The following is a 24,754-nucleotide window of genomic DNA, read 5'->3' as shown; positions in this document are numbered from 1 at the left end:
GGTTGACCCCTTTCTCTGCTGCCCCCGACGTCTTACTACTGGTCCTCACGCCGGATCCTGCGCATCGCGTCCCGTACCGAGCCGCCGGTCTCCTCCAGCGCCACGGCGGCGCGGTCGGACGGCACCTCGCACAACAGGGACAGCAACGCGATGCGCGTGTCGCCGCCGGCCTCCGCCAGCGCCGCCGCGCACGTCTCGGCGTCCAGACCGGTCGCCTCGACCAGAATCTTGATCACGCGGCCGCGCAGCTTCGAGTTGAGCGCGTTGACGCTGACCATGAGGTTGGAGTAGGTGCGGCCGAGCCGCACCATCGCCGCGGTGGACATGGCGTTCAGCACCAGCTTGGTCGCGGTGCCCGCCTTCATCCGGGTCGAGCCGGTGACGGCCTCCGGCCCGGTCTCCACGGCGATGTTGACGTCGACCTCCGCGCCGAACGACGCGCGCGGGTTCGAGCTGATCAGCGCGGTGCGGGCGCCCTGCCGGGCCGCGGCGCGCAGCGCGCCCACGACGTACGGCGTGCGGCCGCTCGCGGTGATCCCGACGGCGAGCTCGCCGGGGCGCACGTCCGCGGCGTCGCGGCCGCCGAGGTCCTCGTCGTCCTCGACGTCCTCGATCGCCTGCGACAGCGCGCCGAGCCCGCCCGCGTGGTGGGCGACGAACAGGTCCGGGCTGACGCCGAACGTCGGCGGGAGCTCGGCGGCGTCCAGCACCGCGAGCCGCCCGGAGGTGCCGGCGCCGAAGTAGTGCACGCGCCCGCCGCCGCGCAGCGCGTCGACGGCGAAGTCGACGGCCTCGGCGATTTGCGGCAGCACCCGCGCCACCGCGCCGGGCACCTGCTCGTCCTCGGCGTTGATCAGGCGCAGCACGTCGAGAGTGGGCAGCAGGTCGATGTCGATGGTGCGCGGATTGCGGCCCTCGGTGGGGACCCCCCGCAGCACCCCGACGGAGAGGCGATCGGTCACCTGCGTCTCCGATCCGGACCGACGCGGCGGACCCGGACCGCTTCGCGGGTCGCCTCCAGGGCCTGGCGGGTCGGTTCGTACGTGCGCTGGGCGACGCCGACGAAGACGCAGTCGACGACGGTCAGCTGGGCCAGGCGGCTCGCCGTCGCGCCCGAACGGAAGGTGGTCTCGCGCGCCGCCGTGGTCAGCACGTAGTCGGCGACCTCGGCGATCGGCGAGCGCGGAAAGTTGGTCAGCGCGACGGTGGTCGCGCCGCGCCGCTTCGCGACGTTCAGCGCGTCGATCGTGTCGACCGTCGTGCCGGTGTGGGAGATGGCGACCGCGACGTCTCCGGGCTCCAGGATGGCCGCGCTGGTGAGCATGATGTGCGCGTCGGACCAGCCGTAGGAGATGCGCCCGATGCGGTGCAGCTTCTGCTGGAAGTCCAGGGCCACGAACGCGCTGGCGCCCACGCCGTAGATGTCGACCCGGCGCGCGTCGACGATCGCCGCGACGACCCGCTCGAGGGCCTCGATGTCGAGCTGGTTGGCGGTCTCCTCGACCGCCCGCGCGTCGGCGAAGGAGATCTTCTCCACGACCTGCTGGAGCGTGTCGTCGGTGCTGATGTCGCTGCCGACGACGCGCCCGCCGGTCACCCCCTGGGCGCGCCCGGCCTCCGTGGCCAGGGTCAGCCGCAGCTCCGGGTAGCCGGCGAAGCCGATCGCCCGGCAGAACCGGATGACCGTCGTCTCGGAGGTGCCGCACGCCTGCGCGAGCTCGGTGATGGTGGAGTTGGCCACCGCCTCCGGGTCGTCGATGACGCGCTGGGCGACGCGCGCCTCCGCGGGGGGCAGCGAGGGCAACAGGGAACGGACGCGAACGACCGTGCTGAGCGACGCTCCGGCACCGTCGGCCGCGGACCCGGCGTCGGGCCCGACCTTGCTCATGCAGGAAATTTTCCGACGAAAACGATTCCCTGTCAATATGCGATGTTCTACGGTCACAGTGTGTGTTCCAATGTGAGTGGCCCGTATGTCGTGGGAGTGGACGCCGGCGGCACCAACACTCGTGCCGCACTCGTCACGCTCGATGGCGTCGTCGCTGGTCGCGGCCGTGGACCTGGTGCCAATCCTAACTCCAGCGCCGACCCGGCGGGCGCCCTGACCAGCGCCGTCGGCGATGCTCTGGGCGGCCTGGACCGGCTACAGGTCGTAGGCGGCGTTTTCGGGATCGCCGGCGCCGGAGCGGCCGGACGGCCGAAGGCGGTCGCCGCCGCGAACGCCGCGTGGCGGGCGCTGGGCCTCCTGGGCGAGCCGGAAGTGGTCACCGACATCGCGGTCGCCTTCGCCGCGGGGAGTCCCGCGCCCGCCGGGCTCGTCGTCTTCGCCGGCACGGGAGCGGGCGCGGCCGTGGTCGACGACGGCGAGGTCGTGCGCCGCGCCGACGGCTACGGCTGGCTGGCCGGTGACGAGGGTTCCGGGGTCTGGATCGGCACCGAGGCGGTCCGCGCGGCGCTGCGTGCCTACGACGGGCGCGGCCGGCCCACCACGCTGGCCGAGAGCGTGCCGCGGCTGCTGCTCGGCGAGGCCGCGGGCCCGCTCCTCGCCGACGTCGATCTGAAGGCCCTGACCGTCGGGACCGGCGAGACCGGCGCCGCCGCGATGTCCTCCGGCGCCGCGCTGCCCCAGGCGGTGTTGCGGGAGGTGTACGACGGGCCGCCCGCCGGGCTCGGCCGCGCCGCGCCGCTGGTGACGGCCGCGGCGGCCGCGGGCGACGCGGTGGCGCGGCGGATCGTCGCGGAGGCCGCGGAGTGGCTGCTCGCCGACGTCGACGCCGTGCGCCCGGCCCTGGAGGAGATCATCGGCGCCGGCCGCGACGGGGAGTCCGGACCGGGCGTCGTCGTGGCGGGCTCGCTGTTGGAGAAGGGGCCCGTCGCCGAGGCCGTACGCTCCGGGCTGTGCGAGCGGTTCGGCGTCGAGGCGTCCGTGGCCGCCGACGGCACCCTCGGCGCCACCCGCCTGGCCCTCCGCCGGGCGAGGTCCCGGACGACGGACGAGTGATCGTTTCCAGGCGCGTGAGAGATCGCCCTCGCCCGCCGGAGTGAGCGCCTTTACGCGGTGGACCGGTTCGGGTGAGGATTCCCTTGGGGCGTGGGACGGCGACCGGCGGGGTCTCGCCGTCCCACGCCCCTCACCGGGGGACCTTCGGTCCGGGTGCCGCCTCATCGATCCGGACATCGATGAGGCGGGCACGCCGGCCGGGCCGCACTACTTACGGAAGGTCAGCCCGGTCCCGAAGGGGTAGAGGGTCGTGTTCGGGTCGCCCGCGACGGGGACCATGACGGGCAGCCTCCCCTTCGGGCTGATCTCGCCGAACAGCACCTTGGTCAGCGACTCGAGCGTCGCCGGCGTGTAGCCGTAGGTGGCCAGGTAGGTCTGCGCCTCGGGGAAGTAGGCGATGTCGTACGCGTCGCGCACCGCCGCCACGATCACCGGCTTGCCGGTGGCCACGAGCGCCTTGACGAGGTTCGCCTGGCCCGGGCCGTTGTGGCCCGACTCCGGCGAGACGTCCCAGGCGCGGTTGGTGGTGACGACGACGAGGTCGTTGTCCTCGGCCTTGGCGACGGCCTGGTCGATCGCCGCCTGCGACGGGCTCGTACCGGTCTGGTAGACGGTGGTGGCCGGGCCCCGCTTGCCGATGTCGGCGGCGAGCGTCTGGGTCGTCGCCGCGCCGTAGCCGGTCACGAGGACCTTGCGGCCGTCCTTCTTCAGCGGCAGCACGCCGTTCTTGACCAGCGTGATGGTGCGGTCGGTGACCCGCTGCTCAGTGGCGAGGTGCGCCGGCGTGCCGACCTTCTGGGCGACCTGGCCCTCGTCGACGTACGGGTTCGCGAACAGGCCGTGCTTCTTCTTCATCTCGAGGATCCGGTAGACCGACTCGTCGATCCGGGACTCGGTCAGCTCACCGCCCTTGACGGCGTTGATCACCGAAGTGAGCTGCAGGTCGAACAGGCCGTTGCCCTTGGCGTCCGTCGGCGGCTTCTCCAGCTCGTCCGCGCCGGCCTTGATGGCCAGCACCGGCACGCGGTCGTCGCCGTACTTCTCGCGGACGCCCTGCATGCCCAGCGCGTCGGTGGCGATGACGCCCTTGAAGTGCAGCTGGTCGCGCAGGATGCCGGTGAGGATGGGCTTGGACAGCGTCGCCGGGTCGCCGGACGGGTCCAGTGCCGGGACGACGATGTGCGCCGTCATGATCGAGTCGACGCCGTGCGCGATGGCGGCCTTGAAGGGCGGCAAGTCGAGCTTCTCCCACTGCGCCCGCGTGTGCTTGATGACGGGGACGCCGGTGTGGCTGTCGGTGGCGGCGTCGCCGTGGCCGGGGAAGTGCTTGGCCGTCGGGATGACGCCCGCGGCCTGGTAGCCGTCGACCTCGGCCGCCACGAACTTCGACACGAGCTGCGGATCCGAGCCGAAGGACCGCACGCCGATCACGGGGTTGGCCGGGTTGGTGTTGACGTCGGCGTCGGGGGCGTAGTCGGTGTTGATGCCGATCGCCCGCAGCTCCTGCCCGGTGATCTTCGAGGTGGCGTACGCGTCGCGGGGCCGGCGCCCGGCCCCGAGGGCCTGGCTGCCGGGGAACTGAGTGAACGGCGCCGGGACCCGCGTCACCACGCTGCCCTGCTCCTGGTCCGTGACGATCGTCATCGGGATCGGCACCCGCTGGCGCATCGCGGCCTGCTGAATGCCGTTGGACAGGTGCGCGATCTGCTGCGGGTTCGCGAGGTTGGGCGGATCCACGGAGTAATAGATGATCCCGCCGGGGTGGTACTTGTCGATGAGCTGCGCGGCGTTGTCGACGCCGTACAGCTTCCGGTTCGCCGCGACGGCGGCCGGGTCGGTGGTGTCGGCGCTGGTGCCGTACACCTGCAGGACGAACAGCTGGGCGACCTTCTCCTCAAGGGTCATCTTGTGGAGGATCCGCAGGACGCTCTGGTCCTTGCCGGGCGAGGACGCGGCCTGGGCGGTTCCCGCACCCAGGCCCGCGATCGCCACCAATGACGCCGTGCTGAGCGCGGCGAGCCGTCGGCGACGGGACATCGAGACTCCTTTTGCTCGCCCCCGAGACGAGATGTAAGAAAGTGACGGAGATAATCCGGCCTTGCGGAAGTTAGTCACACAATTGGACGCGCGTCAACGGTCTGCCGATCAATCGCTGGTCAGCGGCCCGCGCGGACGTGCGCGGCGACCCGCCGCGCGGCCGCCCGGTGCTCCGCCGAGCCCACGACGTCGGCGGCGCGCGACGCGTCGACGTACGGCGCGCGGAGGATCCCCCGGTCCTGCTTCATCCGCAGGATGCGGGTCACGGCCTCGTCGAGGCGGCTCTGCGGGATCCGGCCCGACCGCACCGCCGACAGCACGGCGCGGTAGGCGCTGTCCAGCCGGGGCGGCATGAGGAGCATGTCCGCGCCGGCCCGGACGGCCCGCACCGCCGCCTCCGGCGCGCCGTACTTCACCTGCGCGCCCGCCATGCTGAGCGAGTCGGTCACCACGACCCCGCCGTAGCCGAGCCTGTGGCGGAGCAGTCCCGTCAGCACCGTCCTGGACATCGTCGCCGGGTCGCCGGAGTCGTCCAGACCGGGGACGACGATGTGCGCCGTCATGATCATGTCGACGTGGTGCGCGATGGCGGTCTGGAACGGCGGCGCGTCGAGACGCTGCCACGTCGCCATCGAGTGCTTGATCACGGGCAGGCCGGTGTGGCTGTCGGTCGCGGTGTCGCCGTGCCCGGGGAAATGCTTGGCCGTCGCCACGACCCCGGACGCGCGGTAGGCGTCGACCGCGACACCGACGAGGTGGGCGACCTTCTTCGGGTCGGCCCCGAACGACCGCACGCCGATGACCGGGTTGCGCGGGTTGACGTTGACGTCGGCGACCGGCGCGAAGTCCTGGTTGATGCCGACCGCGCGCAGCTCCTCGCCGGTGACGCGCGCCGCCGCGCGCACGTCGTCGTCGGGATTCCTGGTCGAGGCGAGCGCCTTGTTGGTCGGGAACCGCGTGATGTACGGGACGCGGGAGACGATGCCCTGCTCCTCGTCGGTGCCGATGAGCAGTGGAACCCCGTCGTCCTTCTTCGCCGCGCGCTGCAGGCCGTTGGACAGCACCGCGGTCTGCCGCGCCGTGCGCAGGTTCTCCGGGAAGTAGATGACGCCGCCGGGGTGGTATTTCTCGATCATCGCGGCGCCGGTGGCCGCGGTGGTGCCCCGCACCGTCGGGATGAACAGCTGGCCGACCTTCTCCGCCGTGCTCATCCGCCGGACGAGCGACGTGACCGGGTCGGGCGTGGGCGTGGGAGCGGCGCTCGGGGTGGTCCGGCCGCCCGCCGCAGTGCGCCGAGCCGACCCGTCGTCCGAGCCGGCCGCCGATCCGCCGCACCCGGCCGCCGACGCCACGGCCGCCATCACGGCCACGGCGGAGACGAGCCGCGGCCCGCCGATCCGTCTCATCGCCGTCCTCCCCTGAGCCGTCATCACAACCCGCACGACGCTAACCCCCGGACCGGCCCGCGGCAAACGTCCCGGCCGCGCGGAGGCGGGAACACCGGCCGGCGACGCTGGGGACGGCGCGTCGGCCGGTGACCGGCCGGGGGAACGACCCGTCAGGCGGACGGGGCGCGGAAGTAGTGACCCTTGTCGAGGTCGTCGAGGAGCCCGGGCTGAGCCGGCTGCCACCCCACCAGCTCACGGGTCAGCACGCTCGAGGCGGGGCTGTCGGTCGCGACGAAGTTCGCCAGCCAGGTGAAGTGCTCCTCCGCCTTCTCCGGAGGGACGGAGACCGCCGGCACGCCGAGATGACGGCCGATGACCCCGGCGATCTCGCGGATCGGCACGCCCTCGTCGGTGACCGCGTGCAGCGCCGAGCCGGCCGGGGCCTGTTCCAGCGCCAGACGGAACAGGTGGGCGGCGTCCAGCACGTGCACCCCGGGCCAGCGGGCCGACCCGTCGCCGACGTAGCCGGAGACGCCCTTGGCGCGGGCGATGCCGACCAGGGCCGTCATGAAGCCGGGGTCACCCTCTCCGTACACCGTCGGGGCCAGGCGCACCACGGACGAGCGGACGCCGCTCGAGGCGAGGGAGAGCGTCAGCTGTGCGGTGCCCTGCCGGCCGGCCGTCAGCGACTCCGGAGCCGACTCGGATGGGCGCCCGTCCTCTTCCGTCGCCATCCGGCCCGGCGAGAGCCCGACCAGCCCCGAGGCGATGACGAACGGCCGGCCGGAGCCCGCGAGCGCCGCGCCGAACGTCTCGACGGCGCGGCGATCCGCGTCGGTGGCCTCCGCGAAGCCACCCGAGAAGGCGAGGTCGTGCTTGAAAGCGAGGTGGATCACGCCGTCCGAGGCCGCGGCCGCGTCCCGCAGGACGTCGAGGTCGTCGAGGGTGCCGCGAAGCGCCTCCGCGCCGGCCGCGGTGAGGGCGGCGGCCGAGGTGTCGGAGCGCGCGAGGCCGATGACCTGGTGACCGGCGCCGATGAGCTCCGGAACGACGGCGGAGCCGATCCAGCCGGACGCTCCGGTGACGAATACGCGCATGAGAGGACCTCCGATAGGCCGATGTCAGTGACTGCCATCAACATAGCAGGCGATGTCAGCCGCTGTCATCAGGCTACGATCAGGTCATGGGTCGATGGCAGCCGAACGCGCGCGGCCGCCTCACGCGGGCGGCATACGAGCTCTACGGCGAACGCGGGTACGAACAGACCACCGTCGCCGAGATCGCCAAGCGGGCGGGGCTGACGGAGCGCACCTTCTTCCGGCACTTCGCCGACAAGCGCGAGGTCCTGTTCGCGGGCTCGGAGGATCTGCAGGAGGCCCTCGTGGGCGCCGTCACCGGCGCCCACGAGTCCGTGGCGCCCGTCGACGCGGTCACCACCGCCCTGGAGGCCGCCGGCGCCGTGCTCACGGACCGGGAGTTCTCCCGGCAGCGGCAGCGCATCATCGATGCGAACACCGAACTGCGCGAGCGCGAGCTGATCAAGCTCGCGCGACTCGCCGCGGCCGTCGCCGGCGCACTGCGCCACCGTGGCGTCCCGGACCTGACCGCGAGTCTGGCCGCCGAGGTGGGGATGGCCGTCTTCAAGGTCGCGTGGCAGCGCTGGCTCGACGGAACCGGCGCCGAGGACCTGCGGGGCTGCGTCCGCGAGGCGGTCGGCGAGCTGAAGGGCACCACCACCCGCACCTGACCGCGGGCACGTGGAACCCGGGGCGGCCCGGCGTGCCGGGCCGGTGTCCGTGGCGGCCTACAGGCCGAGGGGCTCCAGGCCGGGGAGTTCGGCGCGCGCGCCCGTACGGGCGCCGTCGGCGTCGGTGGCGCGCAGGGCGGCCTCGGCCGCCCTGCGGCACTGGTCCAGCGTGTGCGCGGCCAGCGCGGCGCGTACGCGCGGCAGCGACCGGGCGCTCATCGACAGCGAGGTCACGCCGAGACCGGTGAGCACGCAGGCGAGCGCGGGGTCGCCGGCGGCCTCGCCGCAGACGCCGCAGTCCTTGCCCGCGGCGGTCGCGGCCCGTGCGGCCGGGGCGACCAGGTCGAGCAGCGCCGGCTGCCAGGGATCCTGGAACCGGGCCAGCCCGCTGATCTGCCGGTCGGCGGCGAAGGCGTACTGCGCGAGATCGTTCGTGCCGAGGCTGAAGAAGTCGGCCTCGGCCGCGAGATCCGCGGCCCGCAGCGCCGCCGCCGGGATCTCGATCATGACGCCGGCGCTGCTCAGCCCGGCCGCGCGGCAGGCCGCGACGAACGACCGGGTCTCCGCCACGTCGGCGACCATCGGCGCCATCACCCGCAGCTCGGTGTCCAGGCCGGCGGCGGCGCGGGCGAGGGCGCGCAGCTGCCCCGTCAGCACGCCGGGATGGCTGTGCATCAGGCGCAGTCCGCGTTCGCCGAGCGCGGGGTTCGGCTCGTCGTCCGGCGGCGGCAGGAAGGCCAGGGGCTTGTCGGCCCCCGCGTCCAGCGTCCGCACGACGACGTGCGGGAACGCCTCCAGGACGGCGCGGTAGGCCGCCTCCTGCTCCTCCTCCGAGGGCGCGGTCGTACGGCCGAGGAAGAGGAACTCGGTGCGGAACAGGCCCACGCCCTCCGCACCGCAGGACAGGGCCGCCTCGATGTCCTTCGGGCCGCCGATGTTGGCCAGCAGCGGCACCCGGTGCCCGTCGGCGGTGGCGCCCGGCCCGGTCCCCACGTCGAGCGCGGCCGCCCGCGCCTCGGCCGCCGCGTGGGCCGCCGCCGTCTCCTGTTCGGTGGGGTCGGGGCGCACCTCACCGGAGGTCCCGTCGACGAGCACCATCGTGCCGTCGGGGAGCTCCAGGCAGTCACCGCAGGCGACGACGGCGGGCACGCCCATCGCGCGGGCGAGGATGGCGGTGTGGCTGGTCGGGCCGCCGTCCCGGGTGACGAAGGCGAGGACCTTCGACGGGTCCAGCAGAGCGGTGTCGGCGGGGGCGAGGTCCCGGGCGACCAGGACGAACGGCTCGTCGGAGTCGGGGACGCCCGGCGCCGGCATGCCCAGGAGGAAGGCGACGGCACGGTCCCGGATGTCGTCGAGGTCGGCGGCCCGGGCGGCCATGTACTCCCCCGCGCGGCTCAGCGCCGCGTGGAAGACGTTGAACGCCTCGAACACCGCGCGCGGCGCCGGCAGACCCTCGGCGATCCGGTCGGTCACGACGCCGGCCAGCCCGGGATCCCGGGCCATCATCGCCTGGGCGGCCAGGACGTCCCGCGCCTCACCGCCCGCCCGCGCGCCGCGCTCCTCCAGGTCCGCGCCGACGGTCTCCAGCGCGGCCAGCGCACGGTCGCGCTCGGCGTCGGCGTCACCGGCGTGGCGCCGCCCGGCGGGCGGTTCGGGCACCGCCCCGGTCATGACGCGCACGGGCCCGGCCGCGACGCCGGGGCTGACGCCCGTGCCGCGCAGCACCTCAGGCACTCTGCTCGGTGACCAGTCCCGCCAGCTCGTCCAGCACGGCGTCGGCGCCGTCGCCCTCCGCGCGGATCACGATCTCCTCGCCCTGCTGGGCGTCGAGCGCGAGCACGGACAGAATGCTCTTGGCGTTCACCGGGTCCTTGCCCGGCTTGGCCACGGTGACGTCCAGGGGCGTCCTCGTGGCCGCCTGGACGAAGAGCGCGGCCGGGCGCGCGTGCAGCCCCACCTTCGTCTCGACCCTGACACGGCGCTCGGCCATGTGGTCCTCCTGCCTCATTGATCCGTCTGGGTCACCTTGTCGAGGCCGCGGGGGACATCGGGGTCGATGCCCAGCCCACGGGCCAGCGCCTCGGTCAGCAGCTGGCCTGGCACGATCAAGGCCAGCGGCGATACCCACTCTGGCAGATCCGGACCAGGTAGTGCACACGAGGTCGCTTCGGACAGTGCCCGGCCGCCGCCGATCCCGTACGCCCGGGCGCCCGCCGCCACCACGCGCTCGGCCAGCGCCACCGTGCCGGGCAGCGTGGGGCCGGAGTCGGCGGCGACCAGGACCGCGGGCGTCTCGTCGTCCACGACGGCGATCGGGCCGTGCAGCAGATCAGCGTAGGACAGGCCCATGGCGTGCAGGTAACAGGCTTCTTTCAGCTTGAGGGCCAGTTCGAGTGCGGTGCCGTACGCGATGCCGCGCCCGGACACCACGACGCCCTTCACCCCCGCGAGGCCGTCGACGATCGGCCCGAGCGCGCCGGACTCCTCGGTCGCCGCGATCAGGCGCTCGACCTCGTCGGGCGCGCGGCGCAGGTCCGCGACGTCGACCTCGGCGCCGAGCGCGATGCCCAGCACGGCCAGCGCCGCGAGCTGCGTGGTGTAGGTCTTGGTCGCCGGGACCGCCACCTCCGCGCCGGCCTTCGTCACCAGGGCGACCTGGGCGGCCTCCGCGAGCGGCGATCCCTCGCCGTTGGTGACGGCGACCGTACGGGCGCCGCAGTCGGCGGCCCAGTCCAGCGACTCGACGATCTCCTCCGTCTTGCCCGACTGGCTGATGGCGACCGCGAGGACCCCCGACAGGTCGATCCGCTTCTTGTAGGTCGTGGCCACCGACGGCGAGGCGAGGGTCGCCAGCCGACCGGCGTGCGTCTGGATCAGGTAACCGCCGTAGACCGCGGCGTTGTCGGACGACCCGCGCGCGATGAACAGCACCTGGCGGGTCTCCCGCGCCAGCATCCCGATCTCCGGTATCCGGGGGAGCAGGGCGTCGAGGGTGGCCCGCAGGGCGGCGGGCTGCTCACCGATCTCCGCCCGCATGCGCGATGTGCTCACCGGAACCTTCCCATCTCTTCGGCCTGTGATCTCGTCGTTACGTCTTCGTAGTGCTGACCTGCATTGACAGTGAGTTCTGACCTGTGGTCTAGTCCGGACTAGACCAGTCTGAACCATACTTCAACCCCCACTTCGCTGCCAGAGGTACCCCAATGGGGAAGATCGACCCCAACAGTCCCGTACCCAAGTACTTCCAGCTCCGCGGCATCCTCCTCGACCTCATCGATGACGCGGAGCTGCCCGTGGACGCGCCGATCCCCTCGGAGCGCGAGCTCTGCCAGCGGTTCGGGCTGTCGCGGATGACGGTCCGTCAGGCGGTCGACCACCTGGTCACGGAGGGCCGGCTGTACCGGGTGCCCGGAAAGGGCACGTTCGTCGCGCGGCCGAAGATCGAGATGCCGCTCCGCCTCGTGTCCTTCACCGAGGACATGCGGGCGCGCGGCCTCGAACCCGGCGCCCGTGACCTCGACCACCGCACCACGCAGGCGAACAGCAACCTCGCGCGGGTGTTCGGCATCCCGGTGGGCGCGGGAGTGCACGTCATCGAGCGGCTGCGGACCGCCGACGGCGAGCCCATGGCGGTCGAACGCTCCCAGATCCCGGCGAACGTCGCCCCGGGACTCCTCGACATCCCCCTCCGGGACGTCTCGCTGTACGACGTGCTGGAGACGCGCTTCGGGGTGATCTTCGACGCCGGCGAGCAGACGATCGAGGCGGGCCTGGCCGACGCGGCCGACGCCCGGCTTCTCGACCTGCCCCGCGGCAGCGCCGTCCTGCTGTTCCAGCGCCGGTCCTTCATGAACGGCAAGTGCGTCGAACTCGCCGTCTCCACCTACCGCGCCGACCGGTACCAGATCCGCGGCGCCCTGGAGATCCCCCGCCGCGCCCGCCCGCGCCAGTGACGCGCTGAGCTTGATTCCGAAGGCCGATGCCGAAAGGGGTCTCAGCCGGCACCGATGACACGGGCCTCGCGTCACGGCGCGACCGCCCGGCGCTGGTCGCGCGCCGTGACGCGAGGCTCACGTGATCAGAGCGCTGCGGCTCAGTCGCAGTACCAGTAGGACATGAAGTAGTGACAGCTCGTCGCGCTCGCGGGCGCGGCGGTCTGCCGGCTCTGCGCGGAAGCGGCTGACGCACCGGACAGGGACAGCGCCGCGGCCGCGGCGGTCACGCCGACGGCGATGCCGAGCCTGGCGAGAACAGCACGTCGCATGAGGTCCTCCTCATCGTCAGGGATCCGGAGACTCCTTGCCGGAACAGGCGGTCCGCCGAGGGAACCCCACCGGCTGCGCGGCGAGCGGCGGACCAAGATCGAGCCTGCCATCGCCCGAGGCGGCCGGGGTATCGGCACCAATGCCTATTCGTCTTTTTCGGCACCTTCCACCGCGTCCGCGCGAATCACCCGGGGTTGGGCCTCACTCGGTCCGAAGACCGGAGGATCATGGCGAGGCCAGGAGCGGCCCCGGTCGCCATGGCCCCTTGACCGGCACCTGCACCAGCCAGAGCAGGTCCGTCCGAATCCGGCCACGGATGTATCAGGCCGCCGCTTCAGGCCTCTTTGTTGGCTGCCGCCCTCCCCGCGGCAGACACCGAGGAGGCCCTCCATGCGCAGGAACACGTCCGCCCGCCGCCCCGCCCCGATCCGGCTCATCCCGTACGGCTCGGGCCGGTCCGCCGAGATCGCCGTTCACGGCTCACTGGCCGTCGCCCTGGACGCCGGTCCGCCACCGCGGACCCGCCCGCCGCTCGGCGTCGTACGCCCCGGCGCCCCGGACGTCACCGCGGACGCCCGGCTCCTCGCCCGGCTGGTCCTGGAGGTCCTCGCCGGCGTGCGCCCGTACCACCACCTCGCCGGCCGTACGACGCCGGAATTGTTCGAGCACCTGGACGGGTTCGCCGCCCGGATGCGGACCCGGGTGTTCCCCCGGCTCGGCACGGTGCGGGTCTGCGCCCCCGCTCCCGGCGTGGCCGAGGTCACCGCGATCGCGTCCTTCGGGTCACGTGTCCACGCCCTGGCGCTCCGGCTGGAGCAGGACCGCGGCCGATGGCGCTGCGCCGCCATCGAGACCGCGCTCCCGGCCTGAGACGACCGGGGCCCGGCCCCGCGTGATCGCGTGTCCCGGCCCGCCGGACGCTTCGGCGCGGAGTCCGGACGGCCGGGCGTTTTGGACCGGGGAAGCCGGACGGCCCCGGGCGGGAGCGCCCGGGGCCGTTCGTTCGGTGTGCGTCAGCCGGCGTGCTTCGGGTCGCCGTGGCAGCGCTTGTACTTCTTGCCCGAACCGCAGGGGCACGGGTCGTTGCGCGAGACGTTCGCGAACGCGTCCTCGGCCTCTTCGGTGTGGGTCTCGACCCCGCCCTCACCGTCGACGGTCGGCGCGGTGTAGCTGAGCGTCTGCGGGCGGGCGGCCTCCTCCAGGCCCTTGGCGACGATCTCGGGCGCCTCGTCGGAGGTCGCGGCCAGCTCGACCGGCGCCTCGCCGACACCGGCCACCGCCGGACCCTGGTCCTCCTCGGCCACCTCGACCTCGAGGTTGAACAGGTAGCCGACCGACTCCTCCTTGATGCCCTCGAGCATCGCGGTGAACATGTCGTAGCCCTCGCGCTGGTACTCCACCAGCGGGTCGCGCTGCGCCATCGCCCGCAGGCCGATGCCCTCCTGGAGGTAGTCCATCTCGTAGAGGTGCTCGCGCCACTTGCGGTCCAGGACGGACAGGACGACGCGGCGCTCCAGCTCGCGGAGCACCTCCCCGCCGAGCTCCTCCTCGCGCCGTTCGTACGCCGCCTGGGCGTCCTCGGCGATCTTCTCGGTGAGGATCTCGGCGGTCAGGCCGGCCTGGCCGCCCACCTCCTCGACGAGGTCCTCGGCGCTGATCGAGATCGGGTAGAGCTGCTTGAACGCCTTCCACAGCTTGTCGAGGTCCCACTCCTCGGGGAAGCCCTCGGCGGTCGCCGCGGTGACGTACCCGGCCACGACCTCGTCGATCATGCGCACGATCTGGTCGTGCAGATCGGCGCCCTCGAGGACCCGGCGGCGCTCGGCGTAGATCACCTTGCGCTGGCGGTTCAGCACCTCGTCGTACTTCAGGACGTTCTTGCGGATCTCGAAGTTCTGCTGCTCGACCTGGTGCTGGGCGGACCGGATGGCGTTCGACACGATCTTCGACTCGATCGGCACGTCGTCCGGGATGTTCAGCCGGGTCATGATCGCCTCGACCCGCGCGGAGTTGAACAGCCGCATCAGGTCGTCCTCGAGCGACAGGTAGAAGCGGGACTCGCCCGGGTCACCCTGCCGGCCGGACCGGCCGCGCAGCTGGTTGTCGATGCGCCGCGACTCGTGCCGCTCGGTCGCGAGGACGTAGAGGCCGCCGAGCTCCCTGACCTCGTCGTGCTCGGCCTTGACCGCCTTCTTGGCCTTCTCGATCGCCTCCGGCCAGGCCTTCTCGTACTCCTCCGGAGTCTCGAGCGGAGACAGGCCGCGGGCGTGCAGCTCCTTGTCGGCGATGTGGTCCGGGCTGCCGCCGAGCATGATGTCCGTACCACGGCCGGCCATGTTCGTCGCGACCGTGACGGCGCCCTTACGGCCCGCCTCGGCGACGATCATCGCCTCCTTCTCGTGGTACTTGGCGTTCAGCACCTCGTGCGGGATGCCGCGCCGCTTGAGCATGCGCGACAGCTTCTCGGACTTGTCCACCGACGTGGTGCCGACCAGGACCGGCTGGCCCTTCTCGTGCCGCTCCATGATGTCCTCGACCACGGCCTCGAACTTGGCCTGCTCGGTCTTGTAGACCACGTCGGAGACGTCCTTGCGGATCATCGGCTTGTTCGTCGGGATCGGGATGACACCGAGCTTGTAGATCTTGTTGAACTCGGCCGCCTCGGTCTGGGCGGTACCGGTCATGCCGCCGAGCTTGTCGTACAGCCGGAAGAAGTTCTGCAGGGTGATCGTGGCGAGCGTCTGGTTCTCGTCCTTGATCGGCACGCCCTCCTTGGCCTCGATGGCCTGGTGCATGCCCTCGTTGTAACGCCGGCCGTGCAGGATGCGGCCGGTGAACTCGTCGACGATCAGGACCTCACCGTTGTTGACGATGTAGTCCTTGTCCTTCTTGTACAGCTCCTTGGCCTTCAGCGCGTTGTTCAGGAAGCTGACCAGCGGCGTGTTGACCGAGTCGTACAGGTTGTCGATGCCGAGCCAGTCCTCGACCTTCTCGACACCGGACTCCAGGATGCCGACCGTGCGCTTCTTCTCGTCGACCTGGTAGTCGCCGTCCTCGCCCTCGGGACCGTCGGTCGCGCGCTTGAGCCGCGGCACGATCTTGGCGAACTCGACGTACCACTTGGAGTTCTGCTCGGCCGGGCCGGAGATGATCAGCGGCGTCCGCGCCTCGTCGATGAGGATCGAGTCGACCTCGTCCACGATCGCGAAGTTGTGCTCGCGCTGGACGCACTCGTCCAGGCTCCAGGCCATGTTGTCGCGCAGGTAGTCGAAGCCGAACTCGTTGTTCGTGCCGTACGTGATGTCGGCGGCGTACGCCTTGCGGCGCTCCTCCGGCGTCATGTCGGCCAGGATCACGCCCACCTCAAGGCCGAGGAACTGGTGCACGCGGCCCATCCACTCCGCGTCACGCTTGGCCAGGTAGTCGTTGACCGTGACGACGTGGACGCCCTTGCCGGACAGCGCGTTGAGGTACGCCGGCAGCACGCAGGTCAGGGTCTTGCCCTCACCGGTGCGCATCTCGGCGATGTTGCCCATGTGCAGGGCGGCGCCGCCCATGATCTGCACGTCGAAGTGGCGCTGGCCCAGCGTGCGCTTGGCCGCCTCGCGAGCGGTCGCGAACGCCTCGGGAAGCAGATCGTCGAGCGTCTCGCCATCGGCGAGGCGCTCCTTGTAGGTCTCGGTGAGCGCGCGCAGCTCCGCGTCGCTCATGTCGACGAAGTCTTCCTCGATCGAGTTGACCTGGTCGGCGATCCGCTTGAGCTTGCGCAGAACTTTGCCCTCGCCAGCGCGAAGGATCTTGTCGATGACTACTGGCACTCTCGGAAGCTCCTCGAACCATTGCTGGAATCGCCGGGGGTCATGTCCGACGGCGCATACACGACCCGTACGGTGTCATCGTAGGCGAGTCCAACCGTACAGCGGGACCACCTCGATATCACGGGACTCGGCCGCAGCGGCCGTGAACCCCGGGTTTATCGTTGACCCTGCGAGGAACCGCAGCATAAAGCACAACGTAGGACCGCGTTCGGGGACGAACGCAGATGCCCCTGGGAGGAAAACACATGGCCGGCAGTTCTCACGCAGGCCGCCTCAGTTCGTGGGTCGCGGTCGTCGTGATGTGGATCGGCTTCATCGTCGGGGGCGTCGCGATGGTCAGCGGACCGTCCTGGTGGCTCTTCTGGACCGGGATCGGCATCGTCGCGGTCGGCGGTGTCATCGGGCTGATCGTGCGCATCTTCGACGACGTCATCATCGACGCGCCGCGGATCCTCCCGGAGGAGGCCCACCCGGCCGTGCTGCACGCGCGCGCGACCTCCGGCGAGGGCCCCGCCATCGCCACCGACCCGCAGACGACGCACCCGCACGGCTGAGCGAACGCGACCGGCCGCCCCGTGCGGCCGGTCGCCGGATTCCGGCGTGAACGGCCACCGTGCGGCCGGACTCCGGCGCCGGCGGCGCGGCCGCGCCGCCCGTCTCAGGGCCCGCTCCGATCATCGGACGAGCGGGCCCTTCGGCGTTCCCCGGCCACTCCCCTCCTGTGATCGCCCCGCCTCTGGGATCGTTCGGGTTCTTTGATCGCTCAACCCGCATAAGCGTTTTGTCGGTGTCGCCACCTACGATCGGGCCATGCCGACCCACGAGCTGACCGCCGACGAGGCGCGCCGGATCCAGCTGCACGCCCAAGGTCTGATGGGACGGGTCTCGCCGGCCCCGGCGCCCGGCCTGCGCGGCGACCCGGACGCGCGCCGGGCGCTCGGCGCGCTCCGTCACCTCGGCGCGATCCAGCTCGACACCATCTCCGTGCTCGCCCGTTCCCACGAGCTCGTCGCCTACGCCCGGCTCGGCGCGGTCGGGCGCACGAGCGTCGAGCGGGCCTACTGGGGCGGCACCGCCGCGTTCGAGTACTGGTCGCACGCCGCCTGCGTGCTGCCCATCGAGGACTGGCCGCTCTACGCCTTCCGCCGCCGCGCCTACCGGCTGCGCGGCCGGCACTGGCACCGCACGCCGGAGAAGGTCTGCGAGGACGTCCTGGCCCGGCTGCGCGCCGAGGGCCCGCTCACCGTCACGGGCCTGGGCGGCGCCAAGAAGGGCGGCGAGTGGTTCGACCGCACCGACGAGAAGATCGCGGCCGAGTTCCTGCTCGCCACCGGCGACGTCGTCTGCACCCGCCGGGTCGGCTGGCGGCGCGTGTACGACCTGCCGGAGCGGGCCGTCCCGGCCGAGCTGCGCGCCCGTGACCTCGACGACGCCGAGTGCGTCACGACGCTCGTACGGCGGGCCGGGCGGGCGCTGGGCGTCGCGACCAGGGCGGACCTCGCCGACTACGTCCGTGTCCGTGGTGAGGACGTGGACGCCGCCGTCGAGGCGGCCGGCCTGATCCCGGTCACCGTGGCGGGCTGGGCCAACGGCAACGGCGCGGGCCGCGGCGGCGCCGCCTGGGCGCATCCGGACGCGCTCACCGCACCGCCGCGAGGCCGGCACCGCACCACCCTGCTGTCGCCGTTCGACTCGCTGGTCTGGGATCGCAAACGCACGCAGCGGGTGTTCGGCTTCGACCACCGGCTGGAGGCGTACGTCCCCCGCGACAAGCGCGTCCACGGCTACTTCACGATGCCGCTCCTCGCGGGCGGGCGGCTCATCGGGCGCGCCGATCCGGCGCGTGAGGGAAGCACGCTGGTGGTGCGCAAGGCGTCGCTGGAGCCCGCGGCCGTGAGCACCCCGGCCCGCGCGGAGAGCGCGGTGACGCGGCTGGCCGACGCGCTCGTGGAGGCCGCCGCCTGGGTCGGGTGCGACGACGTACGCGTGGAGCGGCTCGATCCGCCGGAGCTCGCGTCGCTGCTCGGCACCGCCCTGAAGGAGGCGGGACCCGACCCGTCTCCCGCGGTCAGCTGATCTCGAGCAGCTTCTCGCGCACCGCGTAGACCACCGCCTCCATCCGCGAGTGCAGCTGAAGCTTCTCGAGGATGTTGCGAATGTGGTTCTTGACGGTGTTCTCGGAGATGAACAGCTCCTTGGCGATCTCCCGGTTGCCCAGGCCGCGCGCGACGAGACGGAGCACCTCCATCTCCCGCTCCGTGAGCTTGGGCGCCGGGACCTGCTGCTGCCGCTCCTCGCCGCGCTTGGCCAGTGCGGCGAACTCGGTGATCAGCTTGGACGCCATCGACGGGCTGATGAAGGACTGGCCGTCGTGGACGGCGCGGACCACGTCGGCGACCTCGTCGATCGAGACGTCCTTCAGCAGGTAGCCGGTGGCGCCCGCCTTGATCGCCTCGAAGAGGTCCTCCTCCTCGTCGCTGATGGTCAGCATCACGATCTTGGCGCTCGGCACCTGGTCCTTGATGGCGGTGCACGCCTCGATGCCACCGCGGCGCGGCATCCGGATGTCCATGAGCACGACGTCCGGCAGCAGGTCACCCACCTGCTCGACGGCCTCCTGGCCGTCGCCGCACTGCCCGACGACCTCGACGCCGTCCTCATCCTCGAGCACCATCTCCAGACCACGGCGGAACAGAGCGTGGTCGTCGACGATCATCACGCGGATGGGATCACCGGCGACCGCGCCACGAGTCTCGGGGGTCTCGCTCAACTCATCCTCCAAAGGGTGCGCCTGCCCATGATCAAATCCTGGGCGTGTCGCAGGGCTGAGAGCAAGCTCGGGGAGTCTGAGCGTCCCACCGCGGAACGCTTTCGAGTCCAGAGTGGTCGAGGCGGTGGCGCGGCGCAAGCGGGAGGTCACTCTTCGACGAGGCGAATGACGCCGTAGTCCCATCCACGCCGCCGGTAGACCACGCTGGCGTCACCGGAGTCCTTGTCCCGGAAGAGGAAGAAGTCGTGACCGACCAGCTCCATCTCGAAGAGGGCCTGGTCGATCGTCATGGGCTGGGCCTTGTGCGACTTCTCCCGCACCACGAGCGGCCCCTCCCCCTCCATCGGGATGGGAACGATGCCCTCCTCGGCCTCCGGCCGCTCCCGGGCCTCCTCGCGCGCGGCGCGGGCCTCCTCCGCGGCCGGCTCCACGATGGAGGTGGCGGGGGTCGTCCCCACCGGCTCCGGGGCCAGGGCCGTCGCGAGGCGGGCGCGCCCGTGGCCACCGTGGCCACCATGGCCGCCGTGCGGCTTACGCCGGTCGGACACCCGGCGGAGCCGGGCCTCAAGCTTGCCGATGGCCATGTCGAGCGCCGCGACCCGGTCGTCGGCGGCGGCCTCGGCCCGGATCACCGGGCCGCGCGAGTGGATGGTGAGCTCGACACGCTCACGGCGGGCCGACTGGCGGGGATTGCGCTCCTGGGAGACCTCGACGTCGATCCGCATGACCTTAGGGTCCAGCTTCTCGACCTTGGTGAGCTTGCTGTCCACGTGACGGCGGAAACGGTCGCTCACGTCCGTGTGACGACCCTTGACGATGATTTCCACGGGGGACCCCCCTTCTCCCCGGTCGCTGACCTGTCAGCGACGGGAACGCCGGGCTCGGTAGATTGTTCGGGTCCGGCCTTCCGTCGCCGGACCCCTAGGGGACAACACCCGCCCGGCCGACCTGGTCTTCGTCCCCACATCCGCCTGCTGAGGGTCTCGCGGCGCTCTCGCCACTACTCCCCTTCTCCCGGTCCGGAGGACATCTGATCCCCCGGCGAGGCAGGACTTACCTCTAAGCCGCACCGTGATCGGTCGACGAAAAGTCGCCTTACGTGGGCCGTTTCGCCTGCGGCTGGCATCGGCTTGCCGGGCCGGTAGGGGCTCGGCGCAACCACGGACCCGGGCGGGTGTCATGTGAGGAACGCTAACCCCTCTCCGGGCGAATGTCAGGGGGGTGTGACGGAGAAAACCACGGATAGTCATGAACGAAGGCCGTTTCGGGCCGCCGGTTCGGCCCGCCGGACCATCCGCCCGACCGCCGCCGACCGGGCGAAACGCGCCGCCGCAGGGGCCTCGGCGACGCCGCGACGCCGTGAAAATCGCACTTCGGACACGACGGGACGCCGACCGTGACCTCTCGGGCACCGCCGCCCGCCGAGAGGGACGGCCGGTAATCGGCTACGTAAAGTGACCAAACTCACCAGTCCCCGCGCCGTCGTCGTACCGGCGTGTCGCCGCGACCACCGCGGCCGCCAGGACCCGCGCCCCGCCCGACCGCAGGGCGCGGGCGGCCTCGGCGAGCGTCGCCCCGGTGGTGATCACGTCATCGACCAAGACCACCGGCGCTCCCCGCACGTCGCCCCGGGCCTCGAGCGCGCCCGCGAGGTTGGCGGCCCGGGCCACCGCCGTCAGGCCGGCCTGGTCGGCGACCCGCCGCCGGTGCGCGAGCATCCGCGCGACCGACACGGCCGCGCCCGAACGGGCGGCCTCGCGGGCGGCGGCCAGCGCGATGCGCAGCGTCGGGTCATGTCCCCGGCGGCGGACCGACGCCGGAGAGGAAGGCACCGGGACCAGCAGCACGGGGCACGCGGCGTCCCCGGCGGCGTCCCCCGCGGCGGCCAGCGCGGCCGTGGCGAGGCAGGAGCCGAGAGGCCGTGCCAGGCCCGTGCGCCCCTGCTCCTTGTGCGCCACGATCACCTGCCGGACCGCGCCCGTGTAGGCGGCGACGGCCCAGGGCCGCGGCAGACCCGGCGGCGCCGGCCGGGGCGGGCGGACCCGTGCCGGGCCGCCGAACAGGGCGGCGCAGGCGGGGCAGAGGAGCCCGCCGGCCCGGCCGCAGCCGGCGCACCGCTGGGGCAGCAGGAGGTCGAGGGCCGCGCCGAGAAGTCCCACGGTCCGAAGCCTGCCCGGGCGCGCCCCGGGCCGCCAGTCCCGTTCCACGACCTGTGGACGACGCCGGCACCGCTCGGCCGCGCGCCGGCCGGACCGTGACCGGTAGGCGGGCGGTGGCCGCATCGTGGCCGGGAGCCGGACCGTGGCCGGGGGCCGAACCGTGGCCGGGGGTCGGGCGGCGCGTCAGCCGGGGTAGGCGGGGTTGGACGTGCCATTGATGCACTTCCACTCGTCGAACTGGACGCTGAGCCGGCAGACGTTCAGCGTCTTGTCCCCCGAGAGGCGCTGGGTGACGAGCAGCGGCGAGCCGGGCGAGGCCGTGATCGTGGTGATCTCTCCGCCCGGGCCGATCATCGGCGAGATCGGGGCCCCGCTCACCGGCACGTCGAACAGCGACGGCGACGGGTTCCCCTGCGTCATGCCGACGACGGCGAGGTGGTCGGTGGTGCTCCACGCCAGGTCGATGGCGCTCTCCAGCTCCGAGCTGATCGAGATGAAACCCTCCGCCTGCAGCCCGCCGGACGGGGCGCGGTCGATCCGGCCGAGCTGGACCTGCCACCGGCCGTCCACCTTGACGATGACCGCGGCGCGCGTGCCGTCGCGGGAGACGCGCAGCGCCTTCACGGGGTAGGGGACCAGCGCCCAGCCGTCGACCGTGACGGGCCGGGTGCCGCCCTCGATGACCCAGAGCTGGGAGCCCGTCGCCGTCGACTCGACGACCCAGACGTTTCCTCGTGAGTCCCAGGAGGGCGGCGTGAACCGGCCGCCCTTCGCGGTGGCCCGCAGGGTCGTGCGGACGGCGCCGCCGAGCAGGTCCGTGACGGTCACCGTGTCCGCCGCGTCGTTCAGCGAGGCGACCTGCCGGTCGTCGTAGGAGATCGCAGGGTGGCCGGTCTGCAGTTTGGCCACGGGCTGTCCCCGGTCGGTGCCCAGCCGGCCGAGGTGCCCGTCGACGAGCCGGACGTACGCGGACTGCGGTTCGCCGCCGCCGTTGGGGTTGTAGGCCGCCCAGTCCCGGGTCGACTGCAGGGACCCGCTCACGCCCGGGACGTCGACCACCTTGCCGTCGATCCTCAGTTGCATGCGCTGGACCTCCCGCAGCTGCCGGAGCGTCCACATCAGCTGGATCGACATGTTGTTCAGGTCACCGGCGCGGGCCTGCCGGGTCAGGTCGACCGTGGCCACGCCCCCGCTGATCCGCAGCCCGCGCAACCGCGTCCCGGCCGGGAACGCCGAGCGTACGAGGGCGCTCTTGAGCCAGGTCGTGGGACCGCCGATCAGCTGCTTCACCAGCTGCGCCGGGAGCCAGGACCGGCTCACCAGCGGGATGAACACGGGGTTCGGCACGAGCGTCTGGGAGTCGGGCGCGAAGAAGTACAGGTCGAGGGTGCGGAAGGCGCGGGTGACGTCGTCCCGGCTGAGCAGCAGCTCCGACGGCAGGTCGGTGATGCGCCACTGCCGCTGGGCGTCCTGGCGCACGTGGAACTCTTCCTTGAAGTCGCTGGCGTCCGCGATGTACTGCCCGTCGGCGCCGATCCGGCCGAGCTGGGTGCCCTGGAGGGTGACCGTCCCCCGGGTGGGGCCGTCCGCCTCGAACGTCGGCGGATCCAGCCTGCTGTACACGATCGAGGCGACGCCCGGCCGCCAGCAGGACGCGCAGGCGAGGTAGGAGCGGGCGACCTGGTGGTCGCCGTTCGGCCCGTCGAAGCTGGAGGAGGCCGTGCGGAACCCCTCGACGATCTCGGTGGGCGCCCAGTCGCGTTCCGGTCCGACCGGGATGATGCCGACGTACGGGTCGTCGGCCGGCTGTTCGGTCCCGCCGGCGTTCCCGCCCAGCACCCGGCCGCCCTGCGGCACGCCGACGCAGCCGCCCGCCAGGAGGGCGGCGAGGGCGACGGTCAGGAGACGGAGCCTCATGCGTCCGCCTCCAGTGGCAGCTCGGCGTACGGCGCCCGCTGCAGTTCGATCTCCGGCGGCACCAGCGGCAGCGGCGACCCGCGCAGCTCCGCCCCCGCCACCCGGGGCAGCGACAGCCGGAACTGCGAGCCCTGGCCGGGCTCGCCCCACGCCTGCAGCCAGCCGCCGTGCAACTGCGCGTCCTCCATCGAGATCGACAACCCGAGACCGGTGCCGCCCGTCGTACGGGCCCGCGCCGGGTCGGCGCGCCAGAACCGGTCGAACACCATGTTCGCCTCGCCGGGCCGCAGGCCGCAGCCGTGGTCGCGGACGGCGATGGCGACGGCGTCCCGGTCGGCCGCGACACTGACGACGATGTCCTTGCCCTCGCCATGCTCGATCGCGTTGACCAGGAGGTTGCGCAGGATGCGCTCGACGCGGCGGCGGTCCACCTCCGCCATGGTCGCCTCGCCGGGCAGCTGCTGGATGATCTTGCTTCCCTTGCGCTCGGCCAGGTCCTCGGTGTAGCCGACGGCCCGCAGCACCAGCTCGCGGACGTCCATCGGCTCGATGTCGAGGGTCGCCGCGCCGGCGTCGTACCGGCTGATCTCAAGGAGGTCGGCCAGCAGCCCCTCGAAGCGTTCGATCTGGCTCTGCAGCAGCTCGGCCGAGCGTGCCGCCATCGGGTCGAAGTCCGCGCGCGCCTCGTACAGCACCTCGGCGGCCATCCGGACCGTGGTGATCGGCGTGCGCAGCTCGTGGGAGACGTCGGAGACGAACTGCCGCTGCACCTGCGACAGCTCCTGCAACTGAACGATCTTCTCCTGCAGGTTCGCGGCCATGTCGTTGAAGGACGTCGCGAGCCGGGCCAGGTCGTCCTCGCCGCGCACCCGCATCCGCTCCTCGAGGCGGCCCGCCGCCAGGCGCTCGGCCGCCTGGGCCGCCATCCGCACGGGGATGACCACCTGGCGCGTGACGATCGACGCGATCGCCGCGAGGAGCAGGACGAGCGCCGCGCCGACGCCGAGGATCGTCTGCTGGACGACCCCCAGGCTCTGCCGCTCCTGGGTCAGCGGGAACAGGTAGTACAGCTGGTACCGGCTGACCTTCTTGCCGACGATCAGCCCCGGCTTCGAGGAGCCGTCGTCGTAGGTCAGCGTGCCGTAGGTGCGGTAGGGCTTGCTCGCGTTCGACGCCTCGACCTGCCGCATCAGCACGGCCGGGACGCTCTTCAGCCGAACCCAGTTCGAGCTGAACCCGACACTGCCCGGGTCGTCCCGGTCGATGATGATGACCTCGTACAGGCCCGACGGCCCGCTCCGGTGCGCGAGCGCGGTGACGATGCCGTTGAGGGTGCTCTTGGTGCTGTCGGGATTGTCGGTACCGGCGGTGGCCAGCCGCCCCTGGGCCACGCCCACGCCCTCATCGAGCTGGAGGAGCGCCGCGCGTTCCTTGGCCTCCAGCAGCGCGGTCGTGATCTGCTGCATCAGGAACATGCCGAGGACCGCGACGACGAGACCGGACACGAGGAGGGTCGACGTCACGACACGGGCCTGCAGCGACCGCCGCCAGCTCACATAGGCCCGGCGCACCGCCGCTCCGGCGTAGCGGCGGATCAGGTGCAGGCCTCGGCGGGCCGCCGACGGCAGCGTCGGCCATCTGTTCATGGACTG

21 protein-coding genes are annotated in these 24,754 nt (G+C 72.3%); 6 read left to right on the top strand and 15 right to left on the bottom strand.

The genetic code is table 11. From position 1 onward, the window contains the following. Positions 1-35: 35 nt before the first annotated feature. Positions 36-962 (bottom strand): N-acetylmuramic acid 6-phosphate etherase, encoded by a 927-nt coding sequence (gene murQ, locus NE235_RS32775; RefSeq protein ID WP_252809935.1) that lies wholly within the window; start codon positions 960-962, stop codon positions 36-38. Then, on the bottom strand, positions 959-1,888 hold the full coding sequence (locus NE235_RS32770; RefSeq protein WP_252809933.1) for a MurR/RpiR family transcriptional regulator: 930 nt from the start codon (positions 1,886-1,888) through the stop codon (positions 959-961). Before NE235_RS32770 ends, murQ begins: the two co-directional genes overlap by 4 nt. A 60-nt stretch (positions 1,889-1,948) precedes the next feature. Here NE235_RS32770 and NE235_RS32765 point away from each other — a divergent pair, with 60 nt between their 5' ends. Further along, positions 1,949-3,001 (top strand): BadF/BadG/BcrA/BcrD ATPase family protein, encoded by a 1,053-nt coding sequence (locus NE235_RS32765; protein ID WP_252809931.1) that lies wholly within the window; start codon positions 1,949-1,951, stop codon positions 2,999-3,001. Positions 3,002-3,208: 207 nt separating this feature from the next. On the opposite strand, the gene NE235_RS32760 is transcribed toward NE235_RS32765, so the two are convergent. From NE235_RS32760 to NE235_RS32750, 3 genes are all read right to left on the bottom strand, one after another. Then, entirely contained in the window at positions 3,209-5,038 is a 1,830-nt protein-coding gene (locus tag NE235_RS32760) for a glycoside hydrolase family 3 protein (protein WP_252809929.1), read from the bottom strand. A 119-nt stretch (positions 5,039-5,157) separates the two neighbouring features. Further along, complete coding sequence (locus NE235_RS32755; protein WP_252809927.1) at positions 5,158-6,444, bottom strand: glycoside hydrolase family 3 protein; 1,287 nt, start codon at positions 6,442-6,444, stop codon at positions 5,158-5,160. A gap of 152 nt (positions 6,445-6,596) precedes the next feature. Further along, positions 6,597-7,523, bottom strand: coding sequence for an SDR family oxidoreductase (locus tag NE235_RS32750; protein WP_252809924.1), 927 nt, complete (start codon positions 7,521-7,523; stop codon positions 6,597-6,599). Between the two features lie 86 nt (positions 7,524-7,609). Here NE235_RS32750 and NE235_RS32745 point away from each other — a divergent pair, with 86 nt between their 5' ends. Then, positions 7,610-8,173, top strand: coding sequence for a TetR/AcrR family transcriptional regulator (locus tag NE235_RS32745; protein ID WP_252809923.1), 564 nt, complete (start codon positions 7,610-7,612; stop codon positions 8,171-8,173). A gap of 57 nt (positions 8,174-8,230) precedes the next feature. Here NE235_RS32745 and ptsP read toward each other — a convergent pair whose 3' ends face one another. From ptsP to NE235_RS32730, 3 genes are read right to left on the bottom strand one after another with little or no spacing between them, the layout of a single operon-like run. Next, complete coding sequence (gene ptsP, locus NE235_RS32740; protein WP_252809993.1) at positions 8,231-9,844, bottom strand: phosphoenolpyruvate--protein phosphotransferase; 1,614 nt, start codon at positions 9,842-9,844, stop codon at positions 8,231-8,233. A gap of 55 nt (positions 9,845-9,899) precedes the next feature. Further along, positions 9,900-10,163, bottom strand: a complete 264-nt coding sequence (locus tag NE235_RS32735; RefSeq protein WP_252809921.1) for an HPr family phosphocarrier protein — start codon at positions 10,161-10,163, stop codon at positions 9,900-9,902. Positions 10,164-10,177: 14 nt separating this feature from the next. Continuing rightward, positions 10,178-11,209, bottom strand: a complete 1,032-nt coding sequence (locus NE235_RS32730; RefSeq protein WP_252809991.1) for an SIS domain-containing protein — start codon at positions 11,207-11,209, stop codon at positions 10,178-10,180. A gap of 167 nt (positions 11,210-11,376) precedes the next feature. Here NE235_RS32730 and NE235_RS32725 point away from each other — a divergent pair, with 167 nt between their 5' ends. Further along, a complete protein-coding gene (locus NE235_RS32725; protein WP_252809919.1) occupies positions 11,377-12,126 on the top strand; it encodes a GntR family transcriptional regulator in 750 nt (249 codons plus the stop codon). Between the two features lie 140 nt (positions 12,127-12,266). On the opposite strand, the gene NE235_RS32720 is transcribed toward NE235_RS32725, so the two are convergent. Continuing rightward, positions 12,267-12,437 (bottom strand): hypothetical protein, encoded by a 171-nt coding sequence (locus tag NE235_RS32720; RefSeq protein ID WP_252809917.1) that lies wholly within the window; start codon positions 12,435-12,437, stop codon positions 12,267-12,269. Positions 12,438-12,828: 391 nt separating this feature from the next. Here NE235_RS32720 and NE235_RS32715 point away from each other — a divergent pair, with 391 nt between their 5' ends. Continuing rightward, on the top strand, positions 12,829-13,308 hold the full coding sequence (locus tag NE235_RS32715; protein WP_252809915.1) for an Rv3235 family protein: 480 nt from the start codon (positions 12,829-12,831) through the stop codon (positions 13,306-13,308). 143 nt (positions 13,309-13,451) lie between these two features. On the opposite strand, the gene secA is transcribed toward NE235_RS32715, so the two are convergent. Then, positions 13,452-16,256 (bottom strand): preprotein translocase subunit SecA, encoded by a 2,805-nt coding sequence (gene secA / locus NE235_RS32710; RefSeq protein ID WP_252809913.1) that lies wholly within the window; start codon positions 16,254-16,256, stop codon positions 13,452-13,454. Positions 16,257-16,501: 245 nt separating this feature from the next. Between secA and NE235_RS32705 the strand changes: the two genes are divergently transcribed. Both NE235_RS32705 and NE235_RS32700 read left to right on the top strand, forming a co-directional pair. Further along, the gene (locus tag NE235_RS32705) at positions 16,502-16,810 is read left to right on the top strand and encodes an HGxxPAAW family protein (RefSeq protein ID WP_252809911.1); all 309 of its coding nucleotides are present in this window, start codon (positions 16,502-16,504) and stop codon (positions 16,808-16,810) included. Between the two features lie 256 nt (positions 16,811-17,066). Then, positions 17,067-18,332, top strand: a complete 1,266-nt coding sequence (locus tag NE235_RS32700) for a winged helix-turn-helix domain-containing protein (protein WP_252809910.1) — start codon at positions 17,067-17,069, stop codon at positions 18,330-18,332. On the opposite strand, the gene NE235_RS32695 is transcribed toward NE235_RS32700, so the two are convergent. The 5 genes from NE235_RS32695 to mtrB all read right to left on the bottom strand — a co-directional run bounded on the left by NE235_RS32695 (position 18,325) and on the right by mtrB (position 24,748). Further along, a complete protein-coding gene (locus NE235_RS32695; protein WP_425542389.1) occupies positions 18,325-19,026 on the bottom strand; it encodes a response regulator in 702 nt (233 codons plus the stop codon). The two genes, NE235_RS32700 and NE235_RS32695, sit on opposite strands and share 8 nt — an antisense overlap. A gap of 146 nt (positions 19,027-19,172) precedes the next feature. Further along, positions 19,173-19,853: a ribosome hibernation-promoting factor, HPF/YfiA family gene (gene hpf / locus NE235_RS32690; RefSeq protein ID WP_252809908.1), complete on the bottom strand. Its 681-nt coding sequence runs from the start codon at positions 19,851-19,853 to the stop codon at positions 19,173-19,175. A 618-nt stretch (positions 19,854-20,471) separates the two neighbouring features. After that, positions 20,472-21,185 carry a ComF family protein gene (locus tag NE235_RS32685; RefSeq protein ID WP_252809900.1) on the bottom strand — a complete coding sequence of 238 codons (714 nt, stop codon included), beginning with the start codon at positions 21,183-21,185 and terminating at the stop codon, positions 20,472-20,474. Positions 21,186-21,368: 183 nt separating this feature from the next. Further along, positions 21,369-23,102 (bottom strand): LpqB family beta-propeller domain-containing protein, encoded by a 1,734-nt coding sequence (locus NE235_RS32680; RefSeq protein ID WP_252809898.1) that lies wholly within the window; start codon positions 23,100-23,102, stop codon positions 21,369-21,371. Further along, a complete protein-coding gene (gene mtrB, locus NE235_RS32675) occupies positions 23,099-24,748 on the bottom strand; it encodes an MtrAB system histidine kinase MtrB (protein WP_252809897.1) in 1,650 nt (549 codons plus the stop codon). Before mtrB ends, NE235_RS32680 begins: the two co-directional genes overlap by 4 nt. Positions 24,749-24,754 lie beyond the last annotated feature (6 nt).

This window comes from Actinoallomurus spadix (genome assembly GCF_024055725.1).
Classification (GTDB): Bacteria; Actinomycetota; Actinomycetes; order Streptosporangiales; family Streptosporangiaceae; genus Actinoallomurus; species Actinoallomurus spadix.
Note: the sequence above shows the minus strand (reverse complement) of the source record. Positions and strands in the feature narration are given on the sequence as shown.